21 protein-coding genes are annotated in these 23,808 nt (G+C 54.7%); 2 read left to right on the top strand and 19 right to left on the bottom strand.

The features are described 5' to 3' along the window. Positions 1–39: 39 nt before the first annotated feature. The 10 genes from ACSAMM_RS05020 to uvrB form a co-directional block, all read right to left on the bottom strand. On the bottom strand, positions 40–2,151 hold the full coding sequence (locus tag ACSAMM_RS05020) for a bifunctional 4-hydroxy-3-methylbut-2-enyl diphosphate reductase/30S ribosomal protein S1 (RefSeq protein ID WP_457790192.1): 2,112 nt from the start codon (positions 2,149–2,151) through the stop codon (positions 40–42). Further along, entirely contained in the window at positions 2,148–2,771 is a 624-nt protein-coding gene (locus ACSAMM_RS05015) for a lysophospholipid acyltransferase family protein (RefSeq protein ID WP_457790190.1), read from the bottom strand. Before ACSAMM_RS05015 ends, ACSAMM_RS05020 begins: the two co-directional genes overlap by 4 nt. Next, on the bottom strand, positions 2,768–3,442 hold the full coding sequence (gene cmk / locus ACSAMM_RS05010) for a (d)CMP kinase (protein ID WP_178723956.1): 675 nt from the start codon (positions 3,440–3,442) through the stop codon (positions 2,768–2,770). Before cmk ends, ACSAMM_RS05015 begins: the two co-directional genes overlap by 4 nt. 38 nt (positions 3,443–3,480) lie before the next feature. After that, complete coding sequence (locus ACSAMM_RS05005; protein WP_457792148.1) at positions 3,481–4,722, bottom strand: NAD(P)/FAD-dependent oxidoreductase; 1,242 nt, start codon at positions 4,720–4,722, stop codon at positions 3,481–3,483. After that, on the bottom strand, positions 4,719–5,600 hold the full coding sequence (locus ACSAMM_RS05000; protein WP_457790188.1) for a MurR/RpiR family transcriptional regulator: 882 nt from the start codon (positions 5,598–5,600) through the stop codon (positions 4,719–4,721). The genes ACSAMM_RS05005 and ACSAMM_RS05000 overlap by 4 nt, the downstream gene beginning before the upstream one ends. 65 nt (positions 5,601–5,665) lie before the next feature. After that, positions 5,666–6,202, bottom strand: a complete 537-nt coding sequence (locus ACSAMM_RS04995; protein WP_457790186.1) for a hypothetical protein — start codon at positions 6,200–6,202, stop codon at positions 5,666–5,668. Positions 6,203–6,283: 81 nt separating this feature from the next. Next, entirely contained in the window at positions 6,284–6,895 is a 612-nt protein-coding gene (locus ACSAMM_RS04990; RefSeq protein ID WP_457790184.1) for a J domain-containing protein, read from the bottom strand. Continuing rightward, positions 6,895–7,791, bottom strand: coding sequence for a DUF5685 family protein (locus ACSAMM_RS04985; protein ID WP_457790182.1), 897 nt, complete (start codon positions 7,789–7,791; stop codon positions 6,895–6,897). Before ACSAMM_RS04985 ends, ACSAMM_RS04990 begins: the two co-directional genes overlap by 1 nt. 247 nt (positions 7,792–8,038) lie before the next feature. Next, on the bottom strand, positions 8,039–10,864 hold the full coding sequence (uvrA, locus tag ACSAMM_RS04980; protein ID WP_178723947.1) for an excinuclease ABC subunit UvrA: 2,826 nt from the start codon (positions 10,862–10,864) through the stop codon (positions 8,039–8,041). A gap of 36 nt (positions 10,865–10,900) precedes the next feature. Continuing rightward, positions 10,901–12,883, bottom strand: a complete 1,983-nt coding sequence (gene uvrB / locus ACSAMM_RS04975) for an excinuclease ABC subunit UvrB (protein WP_457790180.1) — start codon at positions 12,881–12,883, stop codon at positions 10,901–10,903. A 544-nt stretch (positions 12,884–13,427) separates the two neighbouring features. Here uvrB and ACSAMM_RS04970 point away from each other — a divergent pair. Further along, complete coding sequence (locus ACSAMM_RS04970) at positions 13,428–16,040, top strand: cation-translocating P-type ATPase (RefSeq protein ID WP_457790178.1); 2,613 nt, start codon at positions 13,428–13,430, stop codon at positions 16,038–16,040. Positions 16,041–16,142: 102 nt separating this feature from the next. On the opposite strand, the gene tnpA is transcribed toward ACSAMM_RS04970, so the two are convergent. From tnpA to ACSAMM_RS04925, 9 genes are all read right to left on the bottom strand, one after another. Continuing rightward, positions 16,143–16,595 (bottom strand): IS200/IS605 family transposase, encoded by a 453-nt coding sequence (gene tnpA / locus ACSAMM_RS04965; protein WP_457790176.1) that lies wholly within the window; start codon positions 16,593–16,595, stop codon positions 16,143–16,145. A gap of 294 nt (positions 16,596–16,889) precedes the next feature. Further along, complete coding sequence (locus tag ACSAMM_RS04960; RefSeq protein ID WP_178723942.1) at positions 16,890–17,537, bottom strand: ABC-2 transporter permease; 648 nt, start codon at positions 17,535–17,537, stop codon at positions 16,890–16,892. Continuing rightward, entirely contained in the window at positions 17,518–18,285 is a 768-nt protein-coding gene (locus ACSAMM_RS04955) for an ABC transporter ATP-binding protein (RefSeq protein ID WP_457790174.1), read from the bottom strand. Before ACSAMM_RS04955 ends, ACSAMM_RS04960 begins: the two co-directional genes overlap by 20 nt. Continuing rightward, entirely contained in the window at positions 18,285–18,611 is a 327-nt protein-coding gene (locus ACSAMM_RS04950; protein WP_457790172.1) for an AbrB/MazE/SpoVT family DNA-binding domain-containing protein, read from the bottom strand. Before ACSAMM_RS04950 ends, ACSAMM_RS04955 begins: the two co-directional genes overlap by 1 nt. A 40-nt stretch (positions 18,612–18,651) precedes the next feature. Then, the gene (locus ACSAMM_RS04945; RefSeq protein ID WP_025487527.1) at positions 18,652–20,274 is read right to left on the bottom strand and encodes a recombinase family protein; all 1,623 of its coding nucleotides are present in this window, start codon (positions 20,272–20,274) and stop codon (positions 18,652–18,654) included. 100 nt (positions 20,275–20,374) lie between these two features. Further along, entirely contained in the window at positions 20,375–20,569 is a 195-nt protein-coding gene (locus ACSAMM_RS04940; RefSeq protein ID WP_002334813.1) for a hypothetical protein, read from the bottom strand. 72 nt (positions 20,570–20,641) lie between these two features. Beyond that, a complete protein-coding gene (gene mobV, locus ACSAMM_RS04935) occupies positions 20,642–21,586 on the bottom strand; it encodes a MobV family relaxase (RefSeq protein ID WP_025487526.1) in 945 nt (314 codons plus the stop codon). Positions 21,587–21,768: 182 nt separating this feature from the next. Further along, the gene (locus ACSAMM_RS04930; protein ID WP_008666017.1) at positions 21,769–22,164 is read right to left on the bottom strand and encodes a replication initiator protein A; all 396 of its coding nucleotides are present in this window, start codon (positions 22,162–22,164) and stop codon (positions 21,769–21,771) included. 111 nt (positions 22,165–22,275) lie between these two features. After that, entirely contained in the window at positions 22,276–22,689 is a 414-nt protein-coding gene (locus ACSAMM_RS04925) for a cysteine-rich VLP domain-containing protein (RefSeq protein WP_025487525.1), read from the bottom strand. Between the two features lie 378 nt (positions 22,690–23,067). On the opposite strand from ACSAMM_RS04925, the gene ACSAMM_RS04920 reads away from it, so the two are divergent. Further along, positions 23,068–23,796, top strand: a complete 729-nt coding sequence (locus ACSAMM_RS04920; RefSeq protein ID WP_025487524.1) for a class I SAM-dependent methyltransferase — start codon at positions 23,068–23,070, stop codon at positions 23,794–23,796. Positions 23,797–23,808: the final 12 nt, after the last annotated feature.

The raw sequence follows: 23,808 nt of genomic DNA, 5'->3' as shown, positions 1-23,808 counted from the left end.
GACGCCTAAAAGCGTCCGGTTCCTTTTTATTGCTACTGATTATTCGGCAGAGGTTTCCTCGGCAGCTTCTTCAGCCGCAGGGGTTTCATCGTCGGAGGCATCCGCAATGGTCGCCGCCTCCTCTTCGCCATCTTCCAGCAAGGCACGAATAGACAAGCTGATACGCTTGCTGTCATAGTCGATGTTGGTGATCTTCACCCGGACTTCCTGGCCGATTTTCAACTCATCCTGAGGCTTCTCGATGCGGCGATCCGCAATCTGAGAAATGTGGATGAGGCCGTCGATCCCCGGAATGATTTGGGCAAAGGCGCCGAAGGTGGTCATCCCCACCACTTTGGCGGTCACTACGGAACCAATCGGGTAATTGGCTTTGAAAATCTCCCACGGATTGTCTTCCGCCTTGCGGTAGCCGAGGGAAATCTTGTGCTTCTCGGTGTCCAGATCCCGGATATACACATCCACGGTGTCGCCGACGTTTACCACTTCGGAAGGATGCTTGATGCGGGCCCAGGACAGTTCGGAAATATGCACCATACCGTCCACGCCGCCCAAATCCACAAACGCGCCATAGGACGTCAGTGACTTAACGACACCGGTATACCGCTGGCCGACTTCCGCCTGCTCCCAGAAAGCGGCTTCCTTCGCCTTGCGCTCCTCTTTCGCCACCAGGCGGATGGAACCTACCGCACGGCGGCGACTGGTGTTCACCTCGATAATCTTAAAGCGAACCTCCTGCTTGAGCAGCGGGGAGAGATCCTCCATCCGGGTCACGGAAGCGTGGGAAGCCGGGATGAAAACGCGCACGCCATTAGTTACGGCCAGAACGCCGCCCTTGATAACGTCGGTGATGACACCGTCCAGGATATCGCCGTTCGCTTCCGCCTCAACGACCTTATCCCAGCCCTTCAGGGTATCAACGCGCTTCTTGGAGAGCATAATCGTGCCCTCCTGATCGTTGGTGCGCATGATGAGCAGTTCCAACTCATCGCCCACTTTGACCAGTTCCTCGGGGTTGACGTTCGGATTAGCGGACAGCTCGTCCACAGGAATATAACCCGCCTGCTTGCGGCCGACCACTTCCACCTGCACTTCGTTGGGGGCGATGCCCACGACAATGCCGCGTACTCTTTCATCTGTACTTAAACTTTGAAGAGATGCCTCCAGCGCCTCCTCAAAACTCATTTCCTCAAAGGACTTGGCAGGTGCGGCTTCTTCGACAGCTTCTGCCGCCGCATTGGCTTCCGGAGTTTCGGTGGTCTCCGTCACTTCGGTTTCCTGGACTTCGTTGTTGTTCACGATCTCAGACATGGTTGAAAGTACCTCCTTTATAATACCGGCGGGCGTAGACGCCCCCGCAGTAATCCCAATGGCCCGTGCGCCGATAAATTGCCGCTTGTCCAGTTCTTCGGCCGACTCTATCAGCAAGGTAGGACAATTTTCCGAACAGACATCGCGCAGCTTGGCGGTATTGGAACTCTGGCGCCCGCCGACAATCACCATTTTGTCGCATTCCTGCGACAAAATAACCGCCTCATTTTGTCGTTCGGCAGTCGCATTACATATTGTATCAAAAATCAGAAGATTTGTATAGTGGTTTTTTGCGATTTCCGAACACTTTTCCCAAACATTCATATTAAAGGTGGTTTGCGCCACCATTATCACTTGTTTTTCTCCACCGAATTCGTCGGTTTTTATCCACTCTTCTAAATCTTGAGCGCTTGAAAAAACAAACGAAGGGCCGCTGCAATGTCCGCGAATCCCCATCACCTCCGGATGTCCCTCGTCCCCGGCGATCAGCACCGTGTAGCCATTCGCCGATTTCTCCGCGACAATACGGTGGATTTTCGCAACAAACGGACAGGTTGCGTCGCAGAGGTCCAGGCCTAGTTCCCGCGCTTTGTCATAAATCTCCTGCGCCACTCCATGGGAGCGGATGACCAGAACACAGCCGGCGGGCACCTCCTCCGGCACCTCGACAATCCGGACGCCGCGCTCCGTCAGCTCCTCCACCACCTGCGGATTATGAATAATCGGTCCGAGTGTACATACCTGCCTTCCCTCATCCAGAAGGTCCCTCACCATGTTGACCGCTTTGTTGACCCCAAAACAGAAACCCGCTGTTTTGGCCAAGCGTATGTTTGCAGCTTTCATTGGTTCTCCTCGATCATACGCCCGATCCGCTCGCTCATCATCCGGGTGGCATACCGGAGATCCGGCTGATCCTTATTATCCAAATGTAGTTCTTCCGAGGTAATTAGGGGGCCGAACACAATCTTCGTTCTATGGAAAGGCCGCAGATGCTGATTTTTTGTGACAATGCAAACGGGCAGAACGTTCGCCCCAGTCTGGGATACGATAAGAGCGGCGCCAGATTTAAAGCGCCCCAGCTTCCCGTCCTTTGAACGGGTTCCTTCCGGGAATATGCCCATGATTCGTCCCGATTCCACCACATCCCTGGCCGTGTCGATCGCCCCGCTGTCCCCTTTCCCGCGCCTGACGGGAAAAGCCCCCAGCTGTTTGCCGAAGAACCAGTTGTTAAAGCGGCTGTGAAACAGCTCTTCCTTAGCCATGAAATAAATATGACGCCTCTGCCCCATTTCCAGAAAAACCGGATCAATTTCGGAAATATGGTTGCATATCAACACGATGCGATCCGTATCGGAAGCCGGCGGAATATGCTCCCGTCCCAGCGTTTTGAAGGGAAAAATCAAATGTGCCAAGGGCGTACAGAGCCGAATCAGAAATTTTCCGAAGTTCATACGCTCTTTCATCCGATTGCCTCCAGCGCTAGTTTTTTCAGAACCTCCACCGACTGCTCGAGCGTATTCCCAGTCGTATCCACTAGGATGGCGTCGTCGGCCGGCTTCAGGGGCGCCGCCTCGCGATGACTGTCGTCATAATCCCGCTTAATCATGTCCGCCAGTACCTCCTCAAAGGTCGTAGCGACACCCTTTTCCTTCAGCTCCATATACCGCCGTGTGGCCCTGTCTTCCGGCGAAGCCGTCAGGAAAACTTTCAACCCCGCCTTTGGCAGTACCACCGTGCCGATATCCCGGCCATCCATAATGACGTTCTGGCTGACGGCTGTATCCCTCTGCAGCTGGAGCAGGAAAGCTCGCACCTCCGGCAGCGCCGACACCGCCGAAGCCGCCATGGAAACCTCGGGCGTGCGAATCCGTTCACTAACATCCTCGCCGTTGGCAAACACCCGCTGTACCCCATCCACATAGCGGAGCTCCAGCTGCAAATCTTTCAAAAGCGGCGCTACCTGCTCCGCCCTGGAAGGGTCGGCCCCCGCCGTAAGAGCGCAGTATCCCACCGTGCGGTACAACGCGCCGGTATCCACATAAATAAACGCCAGTTCCTTGGCCAGAATGCGGGCTATGGTGCTTTTTCCGGCGCCGGCCGGGCCATCAATGGCAATCGCTAAAGGTTTCGTCATGGGTTTTATTCTTCCTTTCGAGGGTGTTGCAGCTGTAATTATATATGATGGCCCAAAGCCATTCCGGTCGAAAAAGCAATTTGCAGATTAAAACCGCCCGTATAAGCATCCACATCCAGCACTTCGCCGGCAAAGTACAAACCGCTTACCAGCTTGGATTCCATCGTTTTAGCCTGGACTTCCTTCACGGAAACGCCGCCCGATGTGATAATGGCCTCCTCCACCGGACGAAACCCGCGGATGCTTACGGGAAAGGCCTTGAGCAGAGATACCAGCCGGTTTCGTTCCTCCCGGGTGATGGAATGCCCTTTTGTATCGCCGGCTATGGCGGCCAGGCGCAGCACCACCGGAATGGCCGTGCGCGGCAGTAGTTTGCCGAGAGTGTTGGCCACGTCGGCGTTTTTATACGCCTGCAAATCCCGCAGGACCCGGTTATCTAGCTGCTCCGGCGTCAATCCCGGTTTCCAGTCGATCCACAGCGTGTACCGTCCCGGTACCATATGCCGCATATGGGCGCTGGCGCTGAGAACCATCGGACCCGATACACCGAAATGGGTAAACAGCATTTCTCCCAAATCCGAGCAAATGCTGCCGCCGCTTTCGTTGTCCACCACCCGAAGCCCCACATTTTTCAAGGCCAGTCCCTGCATGTCCCCACACCAGCTGTCGTTCGATTCCAAGGGAACCAGCGAAGGCCTGGGCGGCACAATGGTATGACCAGCCTGCTCAGCGAGACGATAGCCGTCTCCGGTGGAACCTGTCAGCGGATAGGACAGCCCGCCTGTGCAAACCGCCACCGCATAGGCCGGCAATACGGAACCGTCCTCCAGCCTCACACCGGTACATACCCCGTCCTCCAAGCACAGCGATACGGCTCTTCCTTGGTGAAAGCGACACCCGCCCCCCCGCGCATACCGCACCAAAGCGTCCACGATATCCACGGCCTTGTCCGAAACGGGAAACACACGGTTCCCGCGTTCTGTTTTAAGCGGGACGCCCTGCTGCTCGAAAAAATCCATCGCGTCCTGCGGGGAAAACTGATTGAGGGCACTGTACAAAAAGCGCCCATTCTCCGGTACATGCTCGATAAACTCGTCGATGGTGCATCGATTGGTAACGTTGCACCGGCCTTTGCCGGTAATCATCACCTTGCGCGCCATGCGGGGATTGCGCTCTATCACCGTAACATCTAATCCGCGGCGAGCGGCACAGCCTGCCGCCATAAGACCGGCAGCTCCTCCGCCGATCACCAGTATTTGCATGCCATCCAATCCCCTTATTCAGAAACCTCTTCAAATGGCTGAAAAACCTGATAGGTCTCCCACAGCTGTTCGAGTTCCGTCAGCCGGGCGGCGTTGCTGTCCATCTTTTTCAGCGACACGGCCACCAGCAATGCGTTGATAATACTCAGCGGCGCGACCAAGGAATCCACGATGGTGGCCATATCGCTGTGCGCCAACAGCAGATAGGACGCGTACTCCGCTATAGGGGACAGCACGCTGTCTGTAATCGCAATGATCTTCGCCTGCCGGGAATGTGCGAAGTGGACGGTCTTTACCGCCTTGCTGGAATAGCGGGGAAAGCTCAAGCCGATGATGGCGTCCTGCTCCCCTATCTGCAGCATTTCCTCCAGAATTTCCGTTTCGCTCGAGGTGTAAATCAAATGGATATCCGGCAGCAGCAGCTTTAAATAATAGGCGAGAAAATTGGCCAGCGCCCGACAGCTGCCGGCGCCGAAAATATACACCCGCCGAGCCTCCACAATGGCGTCCACCGCCTGATAAAACACGTCGCGGGGAAGCTCCTCCAGCGTTTGACGAATGTTGGCCATATCATAGGCCATTACATTGTCCAGCACCTCGTCGTCCGCCATACGGGCCCGGGTCACCTCGATGCGCTGGACGGTGGTCAGCTTGCTGCGGATCAACTCCTGCATGGCTTTCTGAAGCTGCGGATACCCGTCGAACCCCAGTTCCGCCGCGAAGCGCACCACGGTCGATTCGCTGACGCCGACCGTCTCTCCCAGCTTGAAGGCCGTCATAAAAGCGGCCGATTCATAATGCTCCTGAATATATTGTGCAATCCGTTTCTGCCCCTTTGAAAAACCGGCGGCATGCTCCGATATATGGGCAATCAGATTCGTCTTCAAAGCCAGCACCCCCTCCCGGATATTCTATAGCGTTTACGGAGAAAATGCAAGCTTTATTATTCTTTCCTGCAAAATCATCCATGACGGAACAGACGGGCCAGCTTGGGCTGAAGCACGCGGAGATAAGTGGTGATCACCCCGGTCAGCGCAATATCATATAAAACGAACGCTACGTTCCCGATCGCCAGTATGACGAACGGCAAATCCAAGCCGAATATCTCAAAGGAATCGGCCGGCAGCCCGAGAAATGTCAGCATAATCCAATATGCGCCTATCATCGTCAAGTTAAACACAGCCAGCTTGATAATCCACTCCAGCCAAATCTTCCGCAGCCGCTCGATCAGCGCCTTAAGTACCGGATAATACCCGAAAAAGGCGATAAACAACACCTTGGCTTCCATGGACGGCGTGATCAGCAGCGACAGCAGCGCCACGCAGGCGTAGGACATCCAGCCCCACTTAACCCCTATCTCCAATATAATGGGGATCAGTACAGCTCCCGCAAGAGCCGGCAGCCCCATTTCAGAAATCGGCAGTATGGTCAGCAGCATACAGACCAGAGATAACGCGCATAAAATACCGCCCAAAGCCACCTTGGCACTCTGTCTCACAAATCCTGTCCTCCCTTTTATCCATGCGCCGCAACGCTAAACAACCCGTGCAGCAAGGCGGCACGGGTTGTCGGCTTCCGATTAACAGCAGCGGATGAAATCGCCGCCCATACATTCGCAGCAGCAGTCGGCGCAAAGCAGGCCGCTGCACATATCGCAGCCGGAACAGCCGCCGGCGGATTGCTGCCGATTGGACGTCCGGAACCCGCCGGTCTGCCGCTGCATGTTCATCTGATTGAGAGCGGAGCGGTATTCCATATTGCCGGGATCCATACGGGTGGCCGTGCTGAAATGATTATAGGCGTCCTCCAGCCATCCCTTTTTAAACAGGACGCTTCCTTTCAAAAAATACCATTCGGCATCGCGAGAGGCGGAAGGAATCCCGTCCAGCAGCACCTCCGCGTCCACAATCCGGCCGGTGCTCACCATGCTGCGGATATCGGCGAAGCGGGTGCTGCGCGCGGCGGAACCGCCGCCGGCTTGCCCGCTTCCCCCCTGCTTACGCATCCGGATAATGGTATCGTAAGCTTCGTTGATTTCCTGCATCTTTTCCTGCGCCAAATCAGACAGCGGATTGTTGGCGTAATTGTCCGGGTGATATTTACGCGCCATTTCCCGATAAGCGGTTTTAACCTCCTCGTCGGTGGCCTCAGGAGAAATCTCCAATACTTTATAAGGATCGTTCACGCTCATCAGGGCTCCTTTTCTTTCAGCGGCTTTTTATGGGGGCCTTCGCGGGTAAGCGCCTCTTTCTGGGCGGCGGGCATCCCCAATTCCAATATATTGCGTAAAATGCCGTCGAAACGGCGAACATGAAGTAAATTGTAAGCGGCAAGGCATTCAGCCAAACAGGCGTTTAGAGTGAACCTGGCATACTCCCGGGTGTCTTTGACCGCCTGAATGTCGCCCTTTTCCAAGCCACGGACAAGGATATAGGGATTATAGCTCCCGTTCTCCAAGTCTTCCGGCAAATCCTCCGCCGCATCCACGAGATAAATCCAACGACCCAGGCAGTAGCCGAACCGATCGCGTATTTTCTCCTCTCGCTCATCCGCGGCTCCCATCCTCGCCAGATAGGCCAGCATCATCGCGCTCGGCTCGGCAGCGGCGTCGAGGGACGCCGTTTTGGAAGTCTCCAACTCCGCCTGCCTGTCCATACAGGTCTGTATATGAGCGGCCAGCTCCGGATAGGCTTTGGCCGCCTTTTTCTTGGCACGGGAGGCGAAGGGCAGCAACAGCCTCGCCGGCAGGCTGTGGAAAAAACCGTTGTCGGCCATGTTGTCCTTGAGCTTGTGATACATCAGCAGGGTGGCAGCGTCGGCCGCAAATTCCACATGCGTGTTCTCGCAGCAGCAAGTCCGCTTTTTCAGCGGATTGAAGGTACAACGTCCTTTTTTGAAGCCGGTGCAGGTATCCGAAAGCGCCATGCGAAAAACGGCTAAAAAAGTAAAATCGTAGCTGAGCGTCATCCTTGCCATGACGCCGTACCGTTTCCCCAGTTGCTTGCACAGGGAACAATAAACCCCTTGATAATGCTCAAATTCGGCCATCTTCAATTCGGGTTTATAAATACGCACATAGCCAAACATAACGTCCCAACTGTTACCCTTCCTGATGGAATCTGAATATTATCATAGCGTAAACAATCGAATAGTATATGAAAGAATTGTAAATATTCCTTTGTGCGGCCATCAATTTCACACCTTGCCAGAAGACAGGCTCTGTATAGTGTACGGTTGTCCAAAACAGAATATACCTGCCGCTTCCCGGAAAAAGCCACAGCATCGGCAAACCCGCCGCCGATATAGCATCAGCAGCGGGTTTGCCTATTCCTGTTCACTTGAGAACCGATCGCAGGTATTGTCCCGTATAGGATTTTTCCACGGCGGCAATTTCCTCCGGCGTACCGCAGGCGACCACTGTGCCGCCTTTGTCGCCGCCCTCCGGCCCTAAATCCACCACATAATCCGCCGTTTTAATGACATCCAGATTGTGTTCAATCACCACAACTGTGTTGCCGGTGTCCACCAGCTTCTGCAGCACCTCGATAAGCTTGTGAACGTCCGCCGTGTGCAGGCCGGTGGTGGGCTCATCCAGAATATAAATCGTACGGCCCGTGGCCCGTTTGGACAGCTCGGTGGCCAGCTTGACGCGCTGCGCCTCACCGCCGGACAGCGTGGTGGCGGGCTGTCCGATTTTGATATACCCCAGCCCCACGTCCAGAAGTGTTTGCAGCTTTCGCGCAATCTTCGGGATGCTGCCGAAAAACTCCACGCCCTCCTCCACGGTCATGTTGAGCACATCGTCAATGCTTTTGCCCTTATACTTCACTTCCAAGGTCTCCCGGTTATACCGATGACCCTTGCATACCTCGCAGGGGACGTAAATATCTGGGAGAAAGTGCATTTCGATTTTAATGATACCGTCTCCCTGACAGGCCTCGCACCGTCCTCCCTTGACGTTGAAGGAAAAACGGCCGGAGGAAAAGCCTCTCATCTTGGCGTCGGCCGTGGAGGCGTACAGCTCCCGGATATCGTTGAACACCCCCGTATAGGTGGCCGGATTGGAACGAGGCGTCCGCCCGATTGGCGCCTGGTTGATGTCAATCACTTTATCTAAGGCATCCAGCCCGGTCATCTCCCGATGAGCGCCCGGCCTGGTATGGGCGCCGTTCAAATCGCCCGCCAGCTTTTTGTATAGGATTTCATTGACCAGCGAAGATTTGCCCGAGCCCGAAACCCCGGTCACGCAATTGAAAGCCCCCAGCCGGAACGATACATCCACGTTTTTCAGGTTGTTTTCGGTCGCCCCTAAAATGGTCAGCAGCTTGCCTGATCCCGGCCGCCGCGTCTGTGGAACGGGAATCTTTTTCCGGCCGCTGAGATATTGACCGGTTATGGATTCCGGGCAATCCGTGATGCTTGCGGAAGGACCGGAATAAATTACATGCCCGCCATGGATGCCGGCGCCCGGCCCCACGTCTACAATCCAATCCGCCGCCCGCATCGTGTCCTCGTCGTGCTCGACTACAATCAGCGTATTCCCCAAATCCCGCAGCCGCTTGAGGGTTGCCAGCAGCTTGTCGTTGTCCCGCTGATGCAGGCCGATGCTGGGTTCATCGAGTATATAAAGCACGCCCATCAGGTATGACCCGATTTGGGTGGCCAGCCGGATCCGCTGGCTTTCTCCGCCCGACAAGGTCCCCGACGCCCGGGATAGGCTCAGATACTCCAATCCGACGCTTTGCAGGAAACCGAGCCGCTCCCGGATTTCCTTGAGAATGCGGTCGCCAATCAGATGCTCCCGATCGCTCAGCTCGATGCCGGACAGGAAATCGAGCGCATCGGACACCGATTTACAGGACAGCTCGGAGATGTTGATCCCCCCTACCGTCACCGCCAGGCTCTCCTTGCGCAACCGCTCGCCGTGACATTCCGGACAAGGCACCTCGCTCATATAGGCTTCCAGCTCTTCCCGCATCCAGTCGCTGGTGGTTTCTTTGTAGCGGCGCTGCAAATTGTTGAGAACGCCCTCGAATTCCGTGAAGTATTCGCCGTGTCCGTATTCCTTTTGTCTGATCAGCTTGATTTTTTCTCCCTTGGTTCCATAAAGAAGAATATCGACGATTTCCTTCGGCAAATCCTTGACGGGCGTATCCAGTGAGAAGTGGTAATGGGCGGCCAATCCCTCGTAGTACATCTGCGCGATGGTGCCGCCGTCCACATAATTCCAGCCGCTGGCGTGGATGGCCCCCTGCCGGATAGAAAGCTTTCGATTGGTAAGGATCCGATCCGGATCCATGGACATGTACATCCCCAAACCCGTGCACTTGGGACAGGCGCCAAACGGGTTGTTGAAGGAGAACATGCGGGGAGACAATTCTTCCACACTGACCCCATGCTCCGGGCAGGAATAATTCTGCGAAAAGGTCAGTTCCTCTCCGCCAATGACATCCACGGTCAGCAGACCGCCGGTCAAGGAGGTGGCCGTTTCGATGGAATCCGCCAGCCGTCCTTTGATATCCGGCTGCACCACCAGCCGATCCACCACGATTTCTATCGTATGCTTCTTGTTCTTTTCGAGAGTGATGGCCTCGGACAAATCGTAAAGATTGCCGTCTACCCGCACCCGCACATATCCGGATTTCCGGGCGGCCTCGAACTCCTTGACGTGTTCGCCCTTACGCCCGCGCACCACCGGCGCCAGCAGCTGAATCCGGGTGCCCTCCTCTAGAGACAGTATCTGATCCACAATCTGATCGACCGTCTGCTGCTTAATCTCCCGGCCGCAGACGGGACAATGCGGGATGCCAATATTGGCATATAGCAGCCGCAGATAGTCGCTGATCTCCGTGACGGTGCCCACCGTGGAGCGCGGATTTTTGGAGGTGGTTTTCTGATCGATGGAAATAGCCGGCGAAAGCCCTTCGATAAAATCTACGTCCGGCTTGTCCATCTGCCCTAAGAACTGTCGCGCATAGGAGGACAGACTCTCCACATAGCGCCGCTGCCCCTCTGCATAGATCGTGTCGAAGGCCAGCGAGGACTTGCCGGAGCCGGATATGCCTGTAAAGACAATTAGCTTGTCACGTGGAATTTCTATATCCACGTTCTTGAGGTTATGCTCTCGGGCGCCTTTGACGATCAGTTTGGTGTTTTGCATGTACAAATCAAGCCTTTCAAGGAGCTAATTCCAGCCCTATTTCATATTCTGCAGTTCCTGTATGCGATCGCGCAGATACGCCGCGTGTTCAAACTCTAGCAGCTTCGCGGCGTTTTTCATTTCCCGCGTCATTTCCTCAATCAGCTTGAGCCGTTCAGCCTTACTCAGACGCTTGAGAGGTTTATCGATTTTTCCGGAATGCTTGGAGGTGATTTCAATGACCTCCCGCACATCCTTGATGATGGTCTTCGGCACGATGCCGTGCGCCTCGTTGTATGCCATTTGAATAGCGCGGCGCCGGTTGGTCTCGGCAATGGCCCGTTCCATGGAGGGTGTCACCTGATCGGCATACATAATAACCTGTCCCTGCGCATTGCGGGCCGCCCGGCCGATGGTCTGCACCAGGCTGGTTTCCGAGCGCAGAAATCCTTCCTTGTCCGCGTCCAGGATGGCCACCAGCGAGACCTCCGGAATATCCAGGCCCTCCCGCAGTAGGTTGATACCGACCAGGACATCGAATTCGCCCAGCCGCAAATCCCGAATAATCTCCATACGTTCCATGGTGTCGATATCGTGATGCATATAGCGAATTCGGATACCGTTATTTTCCAGGAAGGTTGTGAGATCCTCCGCCATCTTTTTGGTCAGCGTGGTGACCAGCACGCGTTCCTTTCGCCCGGCCCGCTGCCGAATTTCCTCCATCAGATCGTCTATCTGCCCTTCAACCGGCTTGACGATCACCTCGGGGTCCACCAACCCGGTGGGACGAATCACCTGCTCCACGATCTGGGCGCTCTTCTGTCGTTCCAAATCGCCCGGCGTCGCGCTGACAAAAACGACCTGGTTGACCCGATCGTAAAACTCGTCGAAATTCAGCGGCCGGTTGTCAAAGGCGCTGGGCAGCCGGAACCCGTAGTCCACCAAGCTCCTCTTTCGCGCATAATCGCCGCCGAACATGCCGCGTACCTGGGGCAGCATGACATGGGACTCGTCCACAAACAAAAGGTAGTCCTTGGGGAAATAATCCAGCAGCGTAAACGGCGTGGAGCCGGCGGGCCGGCCGGCCAAAACGCGGGAATAGTTCTCAACACCCTTGCACACGCCGATTTCCTGCAGCATCTCGATATCGTAACGCGTGCGCTGCAAAATACGCTGCGCCTCCAGCAGCTTTCCCTCCTGCTTGAACCACTCAACCCGTTCCTGCAGCTCCTGCTCGATATTCTGAATCGCGTCCTGCATTTTTTCCGGCGGTACGATGTAATGGGAGGCCGGGTAAATCGCCACATGGTTGACGACACCCTTCAGCTCGCCGGTCAGCGGATGGATTTCGCTGATACGGTCTATCTCATCCCCAAAAAACTCCACACGGATGACCGTTTCGCTGGAGCCGCTGGTGAAAATCTCCACCACGTCTCCCCTGACCCGGAATTTGTTGCGGATAAAATTGATGTCGTTGCGCTCATATTGCAGCTCGACCAGCTTGGCGAGCAAATCGTCCCGCTTTTTTCGCATGCCCGGCCGCAGCGAAATCACCATGCTGCGGTAGTCGATCGGGTCGCCCAAACTGTAAATGCAGGACACGCTGGCCACAATGATCACGTCTCGTCTCTCCGACAGAGCGGACGTGGCCGAATGCCGCAGCTTATCGATTTCGTCATTGATGGCGGAATCCTTCTCAATATAAGTGTCCGTGGAGGCAATATACGCCTCCGGCTGATAATAATCGTAATAGCTGACGAAATATTCGACCGAGGACTCGGGGAAAAACTCGCGAAATTCGCTGCACAGCTGGGCGGCGAGCGTCTTATTGTGGGCCAAAACCAGGGTAGGTTTTTGCACCTGCTGAATAATATTGGCCATAGTAAATGTTTTGCCGGAACCCGTTACGCCCAGCAGAGTCTGCTCTTTGTCCCCTCTTTTGATTCCCTCCACCAGCTTGGCAATCGCTTCCGGCTGGTCTCCCGTGGGTTTATAAGGGGCCACCAATTTAAACAATTCCCGCTCAGTTTTTTCACTCATCACACGAATCCTCATGACGGCTTCTATCAGCCGCTTATTGACACGAATGCCGCTTGGGACACGGCAATCAGATTAGAACAAACGTTTCTGTTATTCTACCTCTTTCGGCCTGCTTTGTCAATCTTTTTAGCAGGTCCGGATAGCGCAATTTTTCAGACGAAGAGTATCTCCTTGTTTGGACAACACTAGGTATGCCCAGTTTTGCCGCTTTCTTCACGAAAAATCAAAATCACCAGTTCACTGGTGGTTTCGTTTGTTTCGCTTATTCGAGACGATACGGTACGCGATATAATTCCCGTTTATAAATTGTTTACCATTCCGCCCTTGACAGGGATTTCCAAACCTGTTAGACTATTGTTTACACAAAAGGGAGTAGTTACAAGCTTCGTTGTCAACAACTCGATTCTTCGGAATCTGGCAATGAACGCCGAATATCGGTAACAAGACTTTTGGATGGCTTCTCCGCCCTGCGCGGAGGCTGTCTGAAAGTCTTTTTTATTTGGTCGGTTTCTGCTCATACTACTCTCGTATAAGGAGGATGCATATGCCTACGTATTATAACCGCTCCGGCGAGGACGTCCTGCGGCAGCTTCACTCGTCTCCCAAAGGACTGACCGAGGAGCAAGCCCGGCAAATCGCACTGGAAAGCGGCCCCAATGCCTTGACAGAGGGTAAAAAGAAGGGCGTCGTCCGGATTTTTCTGGAGCAGTTCAAGGATTTGCTGGTGCTCATTCTGATCATCGCCGCCGTGGTGTCCCTGCTGTCCGGCCATGGAGAGAGCACCTTTGTTATCTTCGCCGTCATCCTGCTCAATGCCGTGCTGGGCACCGTCCAGTATTTCAAGGCGGAAAAATCCCTGGCCAGCCTGAAGGCCATGTCCTCCCCGTCCGCCAAGGTACTGCGCGGCGGCGTCAAGCTGGAAATACCCTCCCGGGAGGTGGTGCCCGGCGATATCGTCCTGCTCGAGGCCGGGGATCTGGTGGTGGCCGATGGGCGGATACTGGAGAACTATTCGTTGAAGGTCAACGAAAGCTCCCTGACCGGCGAATCGGAAGGGGTGGATAAAAGCGCCGAAATCCTCTCCGGCGACACCGTGGCCTTGGGGGATCAGAAAAACATGGTGTTCTCCGGCTCCCTCGTCACCTACGGCCGGGCCACCGTGGTCATCACCGCCACCGGCATGCGGTCGGAGCTCGGTAAAATCGCCTCCCTGATGAACCAGACCCAGCAGCGCAAAACCCCTCTGCAGCAGAGCCTGGACAATTTCAGCAAAAAACTAGCCCTGATCATCCTGGTGATCTGCGCGCTGGTCTTCGGCCTGTCTATGTACCGCGAAGCCTCCTTCCTCGATTCTCTGATGTTTGCCGTGGCCCTGGCCGTGGCGGCTATTCCCGAGGCTCTCAGCTCCATTGTCACTATCGTCCTGGCCCTGGGTACCCAGAAAATGGCCCGGCAAAACGCCATCATCAAGGATTTGAAAGCGGTGGAAAGCCTGGGTTCCGTCTCGGTTATCTGCTCGGATAAGACCGGTACCCTCACCCAGAACCGCATGTGCATCCAGCAGATATATGCCGACGGCGTTCTCCTGGACGGCCGGGATCTCGACCTGGCCAATCCCGCACAGCGGCTGCTGCTGAAAACCGCCGTACTGGCCAGCGATGCCACCGACGTGGATGGCGTGGCCATCGGTGACCCGACGGAAATCGCCCTGGTGCAGCTGGCCGACGTTTTCGGCGTGGAGGAGGTTTCCTACCGGGAACAGCATCCCCGCTTGGGCGAAATCGCCTTTGATTCCGACCGCAAGCTAATGAGCACGCTTCACGATGTGGATGGCGTTCCCACCCTGATGACCAAGGGCGCCATCGACGTGCTGCTGTCCCGCTCCACCCGCCTGCTCACCGCGCAGGGAACCCGTCCTCTCACCGAGTCGGATCGGCAGGTCATTCTCGGGGTGAACACGGATCTCTCGGAAAACGGCCTGCGGGTGCTGGCCTTCGCCTGCCGGGAACTGGACGCGCCCCGTCAGCCCACCTTGGAGGATGAAACGGATTTTACCTTCATCGGCCTCATCTCCATGATTGACCCGCCACGGCCCGAATCCGTCCAGGCGGTGGCCGACGCCCGGCGGGGCGGCATCCGCACCGTTATGATCACCGGTGATCATAAGGTGACCGCCACCGCCATCGCCCGGCAGATTGGGATTTTCGACGACGGGGATCTGGCGGTAGACGGTGTGGAACTGGACGCTATGCCGGACAGCGAACTGGATGAAAAGCTGCCCCGCATCGCGGTCTACGCCCGTGTCTCCCCCGAGCATAAAATCCGCATCGTTTCCGCCTGGCAGCGCCGCGGCTGCATCGTCTCCATGACCGGCGACGGCGTCAACGACGCGCCCGCCCTGAAAAAGGCCGACATCGGCGTGGCCATGGGTATCACCGGCACTGAGGTGAGCAAGGACGCCGCCTCCATGATTTTAGCGGACGATAATTTCGCCACCATTGTCAAGGCTGTGGTCAACGGCCGCAGCGTTTTCACCAACATCAAAAACGCCATCACCTTCCTGCTTTCCGGCAACACGGCGGGCATCCTGTGCGTACTATATACCTCCCTGCTGGCCCTGCCCGTCCCCTTCGCCCCGGTGCATCTGCTGTTTATCAACCTCCTCACCGATAGTCTGCCCGCTATCGCCCTGGGGATGGAGCCCGCCCGGGACGGCCTGCTCGAACAGAAGCCCCGGGATCCCAAGGAGCCGATTCTCAACAAATCCCTGGCCGGCCGGATCGGCGTGCAGGGCCTGCTCATCGCCGCCGCCACCATGGCAGCCTTCTATCTTGGCCTGTCCTGGGGCGGGGCCGCCATGGCCAGCACCATGGCCTTTGCCACCCTCACCCTGGCCCGCCTGTTCCATGGCTTCAATTGCCGGGGCCGGGAGTCGGTTTTCCGCTTAGGCCTGACGACCAACCGGTATAGCCTGATGGCCTTTGCCGCCGGCGTCCTGCTTTTAGCCGCTGTTTTGTTCCTCCCGTTCCTGCGTTCCCTGTTCCTGGTCGTCCCCCTCACGTTGGCCCAGACCGGCTGGATCGTTCTCCTCGCCTTCCTGCCCACCGCCCTTATCCAGCTCTTCAAACTTCTCCGGGACGCCCTGAAAAAGTCATGACCACCCGTAAAACGGGTGGCATGAAGGAGCCCTAGAAGGGCATAGGAAGGCCAGCGCCTAAAAGACGCTGGCTTTCACTATGTTCAAGCCGTAGTGGACTGACTACCGGCTACCCTTGAAAGGGTCGTCGTATTCTTTGGTAGTCAATTTGTCTTCGAGCATATCCTGCTTTTCCTGCTCTCGGATATATTTCTTGATGGTTGCCTCATTCAGTCCAACGGTACTCACGTAATACCCGGTTGCCCAGAAGTGCCTGTTGCCGAACTTGTACTTCAGATTCCCGTGTTTTTCAAAGATCATCATTGCCGATTTCCCTTTCAAGTACCCCATAAAGCTGGAGACGCAATATTTCGGCGGTATCGACAACAGCAGATGCACATGGTCGGGCATCATATGCCCCTCCAATATCTCCACACCCTTCCATTTGCACAAATCCCGAATATACTGCTGTATATCCACTCGTAATTGGTTGTAGATGATCTTTCTTCGATACTTCGGACTGAACACGATGTGGTACTTGCATACCCATTTTGAATGTGCTAAACTTTGTGCCATAGAGCAACACCTTTCCTTCTTTTTTGACGGCTTGAACATCGTCATTATACCAGGAAAGGTGTTGCTCTTGCTTAAGCCCACAATCCCACCCGCCTAGCGGGCGGCTTTTTGTAGGGGCCACCGCTTCGCGCTGTCCCCTACATGCTTAAGCATAGTAAAAAACCGCGGAGCCGGACGGCTCCGCGGTTTTTGCTTTAGCGGTTGCCTGAGATTGTAATGCAGCGTCAAGCCTTCGATGTCCCTTTAGCTAAGTCCGTTTTGGCCCTTCTAGGGCCTGTGCATACCACCAGTTTACTATGATAAATCCACCTTTTCGAACCGAGCCGCCGCCGTCTGGTAGGTCAGCGCCATGCCGCCGCCATACGCGGCAAGCCCGGCCGCCAGGATGGGCAGCTGCTGCAGCAGCATGGCAGGCGCCGTGCTGTCGAACCAGTCGGCCACCCCGGGCACATGGGCCAGCGTCTCCATGACGCCGATCCCCAGCGTCACCGGGATCACCCCCAGCAGAAACGCCTTTCCCGCCTTGTACGCCGTCTTGTAAAAGCTGATGAGGAACACCGCGTTAAACGCCGCGTAAATCAGCAGCCCACAGCCGAAATACGCCACGTTCGCCTCGATTCCCGCCGGGTTGCCGTTCGGCAGCAGCACCACCCGCAACAGGGCGAAGGGCACCGTCAGCAGTAGCTGTCCCAGCTGCGCGGCGGCCAGCAGCTGGCATTTGGCCCGCACCACGTCCCGTTTGTTGACCGGCAGCGCGGCGGTGAAAAACGCGTCCTTGTTCTCCCGCGCGTTGATAAAGGTCTGAAAAATGCCCAGACATCCGAAAAAGAACACCACGCCATAGGGATAGGCAGGCACTAGGGTCAGCGCCCCCATACCGAGGAAAAGGAAGAGGGATGGATGGGCAGCCAGCCGGATTTCCTTATAAAGCAGCGTCATCATCCCGCGCCCCCCTCTCGGTCCGAATCATAATCTGCTCCAGCGTCAGCGCGCCGGTATCCTCCGGTCGCTTTAGGTGATCGAACGCCCGCAGGAATCCGGCCTTGTCCCGGCTCTGAAGCACCCGGCCGCCCTGCAAATAGGTGATGTCGTCCGCGCAGCTGTCCAGATCCGAGGTGATGTGGGTGGAGAACAGCACGCTCCTCTCCCCGCTTTTGACCACCCGGCGGAACAGCGCCAGCAGCTCGTCCCGCGCCACCGGATCCAGCCCGCTGGTCGGCTCGTCCAGAATCAGCAGCCGCGCCTGATGGGACAGCGCCAGGGCAATCAGATATTTCACCCGCATTCCGGAGGACAGCTGGTTGACCCTCTTGCTTTCGTCCAGGTCGAACAGCCGGCAGTACCGCCGATACGCCTCCTCGTCCCATTGCGGATAAAACCGCCGGGTCACGTCAGTGATCGCCGCCAGCTTTTTATACATATAGAAATCGATGCCGCCCAGCACAATTCCCATTTCCTGCTTACAGGCCGTCTCCTCCCGGCGGAAGTCCCGCCCCAGGATTCGCACCTCTCCCGCGTCCGGCGCCACCAGCCGCAGGATGGCCTTCAGGGTGGTGCTCTTCCCTGCCCCGTTCTTGCCGATCAGCCCCATAATCCGCCCCGGCCGAAGCGTAAAGGACACATCCTCCAGCACAAACGCGGGATAACGCTTGGTCAGTCCCCGTACCGCCAGCATGTCCGTCCTGCCCATCATCTTTCACCGCCCGCGCGGAAATGCCGCAGCACGCTTTCTATGGCCTGCATAAAGCGCTCGCTGTTCACCAGCGCCAGCCCGTAGCTCTCCGGCTCCTCGCTTCCCAGCACCATCAGGGAATCCCCCGCCCGGATTTGAAACAGATCCCGCGCCTTCTTCGGCAGCACAATCTGCCCCCGTTCCCCCACCGTCACTGTACCGAACATGTGCTTGCCCTTGGGCGGAATGGGATATCCGGCCTTCTCCCCCTCATGATGCACCAGATCGTCCAGTGAAACGCCGTACAGGGCGGCCAGCGCGTCGCAGTTGAGGATGTCCGGCATGGTCTCGCCGGTATCACATAGTTAAAGATATTGGTATCATTCAATCAATTTTGCCGATAAAGCGGTAGAAGATTTCTACCTCCTGTTCCCGGCTTCCGTCCTCACCTTTGACCGCTTCATGGACAAGGATTTTTTCAATCAGCGTATTCAAAAGTTCGGCGGTCAGTTCTGTTGGATTGACGCACTCTTTCATCAAGGCAATCCATTTTTCTGCGTCTGCGGCGTTCTGGCTTTCAGTGGCGATAGCGGATTGAAGCCGCTCAATCTTTTCGTCCAGTTCAGCCTGTTCGCTTTGGTACTTCCCGGACAGCATAGAGAAGTTGTATTCCGTGATACGCCCCGCCGCCCAGTCCTCATACATCCGGGCAAACAAAGTATCGACTTCGGCTTTTCGCTTCTCTGCCTTTTTCAGTTCTGCGGCTTGCTTCTTTCTTGCGGCGGCCTGTCCCTTATCAGTGGCATTTAACAGCCGCTTCAAGAGCCGTTCTTCATCATGTTGTACCAGTCCCGACCAGTATTGCAGACGGGAAAGGACATAGGCGTAAAGCACATCATAGCGGATATAGTGCATGGAGCATTGGCGTGTGCCTTGACCGTTCTTGCTACAATGATAGTAACCATAGGGCTTGCTGTTCTGCCTGTTCTCTCCATAGGCCAGCGACCAGCCGCAATCCGCACACTTTATCAGTCCCGCAAAAATCTGTGTCGTACCGTTTTTGCGTTCCCGTCGGCGGCTTGCTATCTGCTCCTGTACCTGCCGGAAAACCTGCTCGCTGATAATCGGCTCCTGCGTGTTTTCCACCCGCACCCATTCACTTTGGGGCTTGCGTACCCTCCGCTTGTTCTTAAAGGAAATATTTGTTTCCCGGTAGTGGATGGTATGGCCGATATAGGTTTCATCTTTCATAATGCTCTTGACCTGCGCTATCGTCCATGCGTAGCTTTTTTCCTCCGGTGCACCCGCATAGATGTTTGCGAAAGTCCCGTCACGCTGGAAGTTGATAAATCCCGGCGTGGGAACCTTTTCCGCAATCAGTATTCTTGTGATACTGGCCGCCCCTCTGCCATGAATGGCAAGGTCAAAAATCTTCTCCACTATCCAGCGGGTTTCCTCGTCGATTATCAGCTTGTTTTTGATTTCCGGGTGTTTCCTGTACCCGATGGGAGCATAGGCGCCGATACGCTGTCCTGTGGCAAACTTCGCTTTGAAAGCGGCCTTTACCTTGCGGCTCGTATCTTTCGCAAACCACTCATTGAACAGGTTTTTGAACGGGACAAAATCGGAAAGCCCTTTTTCTGTGTCCTCATTCTCCGCAACGGCGATGTAGCGCACCCGTTTTTCCGGGAACAGAAATTCCAGATAGTAGTCCATCATCACATGTTCCCGCCCGAAACGGGAAAGGTCTTTCGTGACAATGCAGTTTACTTTTCCGGCTTCCACATCGTCCATCATGCGCTGAAAATCCGGGCGTTCAAAGTTCGTCCCCGACCAGCCATCGTCCACATACTCACCGACTACATGAAGTCCCTGTTCCTTTGCGTACTGTTGCAGGATTGTCCGCTGTGTTTCAATGCTTACGCTGTCACCATAGTTTTCATCGTCCCGGCTCAATCTCATATAAAGCGCCGTGTTGTAAATCGTAGTATTGTAAGGTTGTTTCACCGTTAAAAATCCTCCTTCTAAAGAAACAACCCACGCTTACAATACTTTTGCTCTATGGCAATTATATCATAAGCGTGGGCGTGTTATCAATGATGGGCTATCAGGTTGAAGCGGCTTTTTCTGCGGTATGCCGCACCACATCTACAATCAGATCACCGAGGGGCTTCCCGCCTGCGGCGAAGTGTTCGGAGATTTTTATACGGTTGTTCCCACATACAAAATACTGCGTGCCGTTCTCTGCTTGTATGACCTGCCCTGTCCGGGGTGTAAAAATATCGCTTTCGCTTTTTGCCATCCAGTGTCCTCCATATTCAGTTTTCAAGGTACAATGCCGCACAAAGGCGGCGAAAATTTCTGCTTATATCTATCACCTTTCCTTTACCGTGTGCCGCTGCTGACGTTTCAGTTCCGCCAGTATATCCGGCGGGATACGGTCAACCAGCCGCTGTAAATTGTCCAGTTCGCTTTTCAGCTTTGCCCGTTCCATCGTATCTTTCATCTTTCCTTTTTCGCTGGCCTTTGCCCTTGCTTCCAACTTCTCATTCTCCGCCAGCAGGTCATTGATTGTGACCTTGTACTTTTTCAACTGCCCGGAGAAGTTCTCCATCTGCGGGAACCACTTTTTTAGCATGGAGAGGGCTTCCTCTTTTTTCTTTCCGGCGTTCAGCGGGTTAATGCCGTCAAGGGCGGCTTCAATGGCTCTGGCCTGTTTGGAGAGGGAAACCGCCTGTTTGAAAAGCCGGGTGGGGATATGCTTCCGGCCTGTCTTGCTGGCACTCTCCCCACGCTCCAAGTCGGGATATTTCACCACCATATAGGCGTGAAAATCGTCCTGCCACTTCGTCAGGTTTGCCCGGTTGCCGATAATCTCTTTAGCGCACAGGCGGTTGTCCTTTGTCAGCGGAACAAAGGTCAAATGCAGGTGGGGCGTTTTCTCGTCCATGTGTACCACCGCCGACACGATATTTTCCCGTCCTACCCGGCCAATGAGGAAGTCCGACGCCCTTTGGAAGAACGCCTGTATCTCCTTTGGGGATTTCCCCTTAAAAAACTCCGGGCTGGCGGTTATCAGCGTATCGACAAACCGTGTGCTGTCCTTGCGGGTTCGGCACCCGGCCTGCTCAATCCGGCTCTGAATGAAGTGGTAATAGCGTCCCTCCGGCTTGACGATATGGAAGTTGTATTTGCTCCGGCTTGTGTCAATGTCGGGATTGCTGGCATACTGTTCTTTCTGTCTTTCGTGATGGGCTTCCAGCGGCCTTGCCGGGTTGCCCTTGTGCTTCTCAAACCGTAAAATTGCGTGTTGTGCCATTCTGCTCCTTTCCCCATTCCTTTCCTATCCGGGGTTTTCCACAGGGAAAATCCCGCAGAAAATAGCTCGGATAGGATTGGAATGGATAGAATATAAATCAATCTTTTTATCTTTGTATTTCTATATACCGTCCGGTTTTCGTACGTCTCAGGAGTGATTTCCGTACTTCATGGGTACGTTTTTCAGTCCTCCGGTGTACCAGAACGGGATTTCTTAAAGTCGGTGTTTGGAACCGCTTCATAGGATTTTGGGAAAATGCGGTTGGGTTTTCCACAGCCCTGCTTCTGGATCTCCACCAGTCCGGCGTATTGCAGTTCCCGCAGGGTATTCACCGCTTTCTGCCGCCCACAATGGAGCAGTGTGACCACTTCACAGATAGGGTAATACAGGAAAATCCGTCCGCAGTCATCCGCCCACCCATTCTTGCGGGATAACTCTGTCCGGCGCAGGATAAAGGCGTACAGAACCTTTGCCTCGTTGGACAGGGGCTTGAATGTGGGGGCTTCAAAGAGAAAATTCGGGAGCCGGGTGAAGCTGAACGCCTTTTCCGGCTGATGAATGTAAATCGTGTTTGTCATATCGTGTTTTGTGGACGGTTAGAAGCCCGTTTTCCGGGGCGGGCGATACTTTATACCACCTGCCCCGGTTTGGGGCTTGCGGAGCCTGATAAATCAAGGCTTTTTCCGCTCCTAACTGTCCACAGCAGACCTCCTTTTCCGTTCACTTTCTGTTTTCTGCCGCCTGTGAACTCTGGCGGCACAGCCGGGGCAGTATTTTGCCCGGTTGGATTTGGGGACGAACACACCGCCGCAGACCACACAGCGTTTCAAGTCCTTATCCCGGAAAATCTCCGCTTCCAGCGTCCCGTCCAGCGGCAAGACCGACCAGCGGAACCACTTACAGCAGACCGAGAAAGAAACTGTCTGCGGGCAGGTGCAGGTGTCCCCATCGTCAAGGACAATGCAGTTGCCGTCCTCAAAGCAACAGCACTCCCGGCGTATCAAGCTGGCCGCCTGTTTCTTCTGCGCCGGTGTCATGCGGTAAAGGGAACCGTCCGGCCTGCGTTCCAGCGGCGGCAAGTCTTTATAGGGGTTATCTCTCATGCGTTCCCTCCATTTTGCTTTCCGTTGCCGTTCTCCCCGAAAAGGTTTCCTGCCCCATTCCTGCGGCGTGTTCCGGCGTTGGCACGCTCCCCGCAACTTCGGGACAACTTGTCCCGAAGTGACCTCTGGACAAAGTGTCCAGAAGCTGGCTCCTTGCAGTGCTTCCCCAGCCGGGGTATTCCTTTTCGGACGGTCATTCTGTTTTCAAGGTGCCGTTCATCGATGAACTACCCTAAGTCTACACCTAAATGACCGCCCGTCCCGTATATCCGAAAGGTAGGAAATCGGCTTAAAAAACAGGCTATTTCCACGCTCTTGGAATTGTGGTAAAATGATAAGTACGAAGAGACAAATCGGAAGTTGTGGAGGTAATTATCAATGAGAAATATTTACGATAATAGTGAATTTTTTGCCGCATATGCGGAAATGGGAAGAAGCAAAGATGGTCTGAAAGCTGCTGGAGAGTGGCATCAGTTGCAACCGTTATTCCCTAAATTACAGGGAAAAAAAGTTTTGGATTTAGGATGTGGTTACGGTTGGCATTGCAAATATGCCGCACAAATGGGAGCTGCTGAAATTCTTGGTATTGATAGTAGTCAAAAAATGATTGCAAAAGCAGTAGCTGATAACTCTGATGACAAAATCAAGTATAAAGTTTGCGGTGTTGAAGAATACATTTATCCTGAAAATACTTATGACCTAGTTGTTTCTAACCTGGTACTGCACTATATCGAAAATTTAGCTAATGTTTATCAAAAGGTGTATTGCACATTAAAAGTAGGTGGGTATTTCCTATTCAATATTGAACATCCGACTTTCACCGCAGGTGTTAATGAGGATTGGATTTATGATGAAAATGGGAAACCTAAATATTGGCCAATCGACAATTACTATTACACAGGCGAAAGAGAAACCAATTTTCTTGGTCAACGAGTAATTAAACAGCACCACACATTAACGCAGATATTGAATCCACTTATAAAATGTGGTTTTCAAATTGAGGCTATTGAGGAAGCAATGCCTCCGGCAGATATGATGGGTATGCCGGGAATGTGTAATGAAATGCGTAGACCTATGATGTTGTTGGTTAAGGTTAAAAAGGTTTAATAAACAACTTCC

Source organism: Anaeromassilibacillus sp. SJQ-5, from assembly GCF_054108045.1.
Note: the sequence above shows the minus strand (reverse complement) of the source record. Positions and strands in the feature narration are given on the sequence as shown.

Excerpts from the sequence above, each read along its gene's own strand:
- ACSAMM_RS05020 (WP_457790192.1), bottom strand. The coding sequence starts at position 2,151 with ATGAAAGCTGCAAACATACGCTTGGCCAAAACAGCGGGTTTCTGTTTT.
- ACSAMM_RS05015 (WP_457790190.1), bottom strand. The coding sequence starts at position 2,771 with ATGAAAGAGCGTATGAACTTCGGAAAATTTCTGATTCGGCTCTGTACG.
- cmk (WP_178723956.1), bottom strand. The coding sequence starts at position 3,442 with ATGACGAAACCTTTAGCGATTGCCATTGATGGCCCGGCCGGCGCCGGA.
- ACSAMM_RS04990 (WP_457790184.1), bottom strand. The coding sequence starts at position 6,895 with ATGAGCGTGAACGATCCTTATAAAGTATTGGAGATTTCTCCTGAGGCC.
- ACSAMM_RS04985 (WP_457790182.1), bottom strand. The coding sequence starts at position 7,791 with ATGTTTGGCTATGTGCGTATTTATAAACCCGAATTGAAGATGGCCGAA.
- uvrA (WP_178723947.1), bottom strand. The coding sequence starts at position 10,864 with ATGCAAAACACCAAACTGATCGTCAAAGGCGCCCGAGAGCATAACCTC.
- uvrB (WP_457790180.1), bottom strand. The coding sequence starts at position 12,883 with ATGAGTGAAAAAACTGAGCGGGAATTGTTTAAATTGGTGGCCCCTTAT.
- ACSAMM_RS04970 (WP_457790178.1), top strand. The coding sequence starts at position 13,428 with ATGCCTACGTATTATAACCGCTCCGGCGAGGACGTCCTGCGGCAGCTT.
- tnpA (WP_457790176.1), bottom strand. The coding sequence starts at position 16,595 with ATGGCACAAAGTTTAGCACATTCAAAATGGGTATGCAAGTACCACATC.
- ACSAMM_RS04960 (WP_178723942.1), bottom strand. The coding sequence starts at position 17,537 with ATGATGACGCTGCTTTATAAGGAAATCCGGCTGGCTGCCCATCCATCC.
- ACSAMM_RS04955 (WP_457790174.1), bottom strand. The coding sequence starts at position 18,285 with ATGGGCAGGACGGACATGCTGGCGGTACGGGGACTGACCAAGCGTTAT.
- ACSAMM_RS04950 (WP_457790172.1), bottom strand. The coding sequence starts at position 18,611 with ATGCCGGACATCCTCAACTGCGACGCGCTGGCCGCCCTGTACGGCGTT.
- ACSAMM_RS04940 (WP_002334813.1), bottom strand. The coding sequence starts at position 20,569 with ATGGCAAAAAGCGAAAGCGATATTTTTACACCCCGGACAGGGCAGGTC.
- mobV (WP_025487526.1), bottom strand. The coding sequence starts at position 21,586 with ATGGCACAACACGCAATTTTACGGTTTGAGAAGCACAAGGGCAACCCG.
- ACSAMM_RS04930 (WP_008666017.1), bottom strand. The coding sequence starts at position 22,164 with ATGACAAACACGATTTACATTCATCAGCCGGAAAAGGCGTTCAGCTTC.
- ACSAMM_RS04925 (WP_025487525.1), bottom strand. The coding sequence starts at position 22,689 with ATGAGAGATAACCCCTATAAAGACTTGCCGCCGCTGGAACGCAGGCCG.
- ACSAMM_RS04920 (WP_025487524.1), top strand. The coding sequence starts at position 23,068 with ATGAGAAATATTTACGATAATAGTGAATTTTTTGCCGCATATGCGGAA.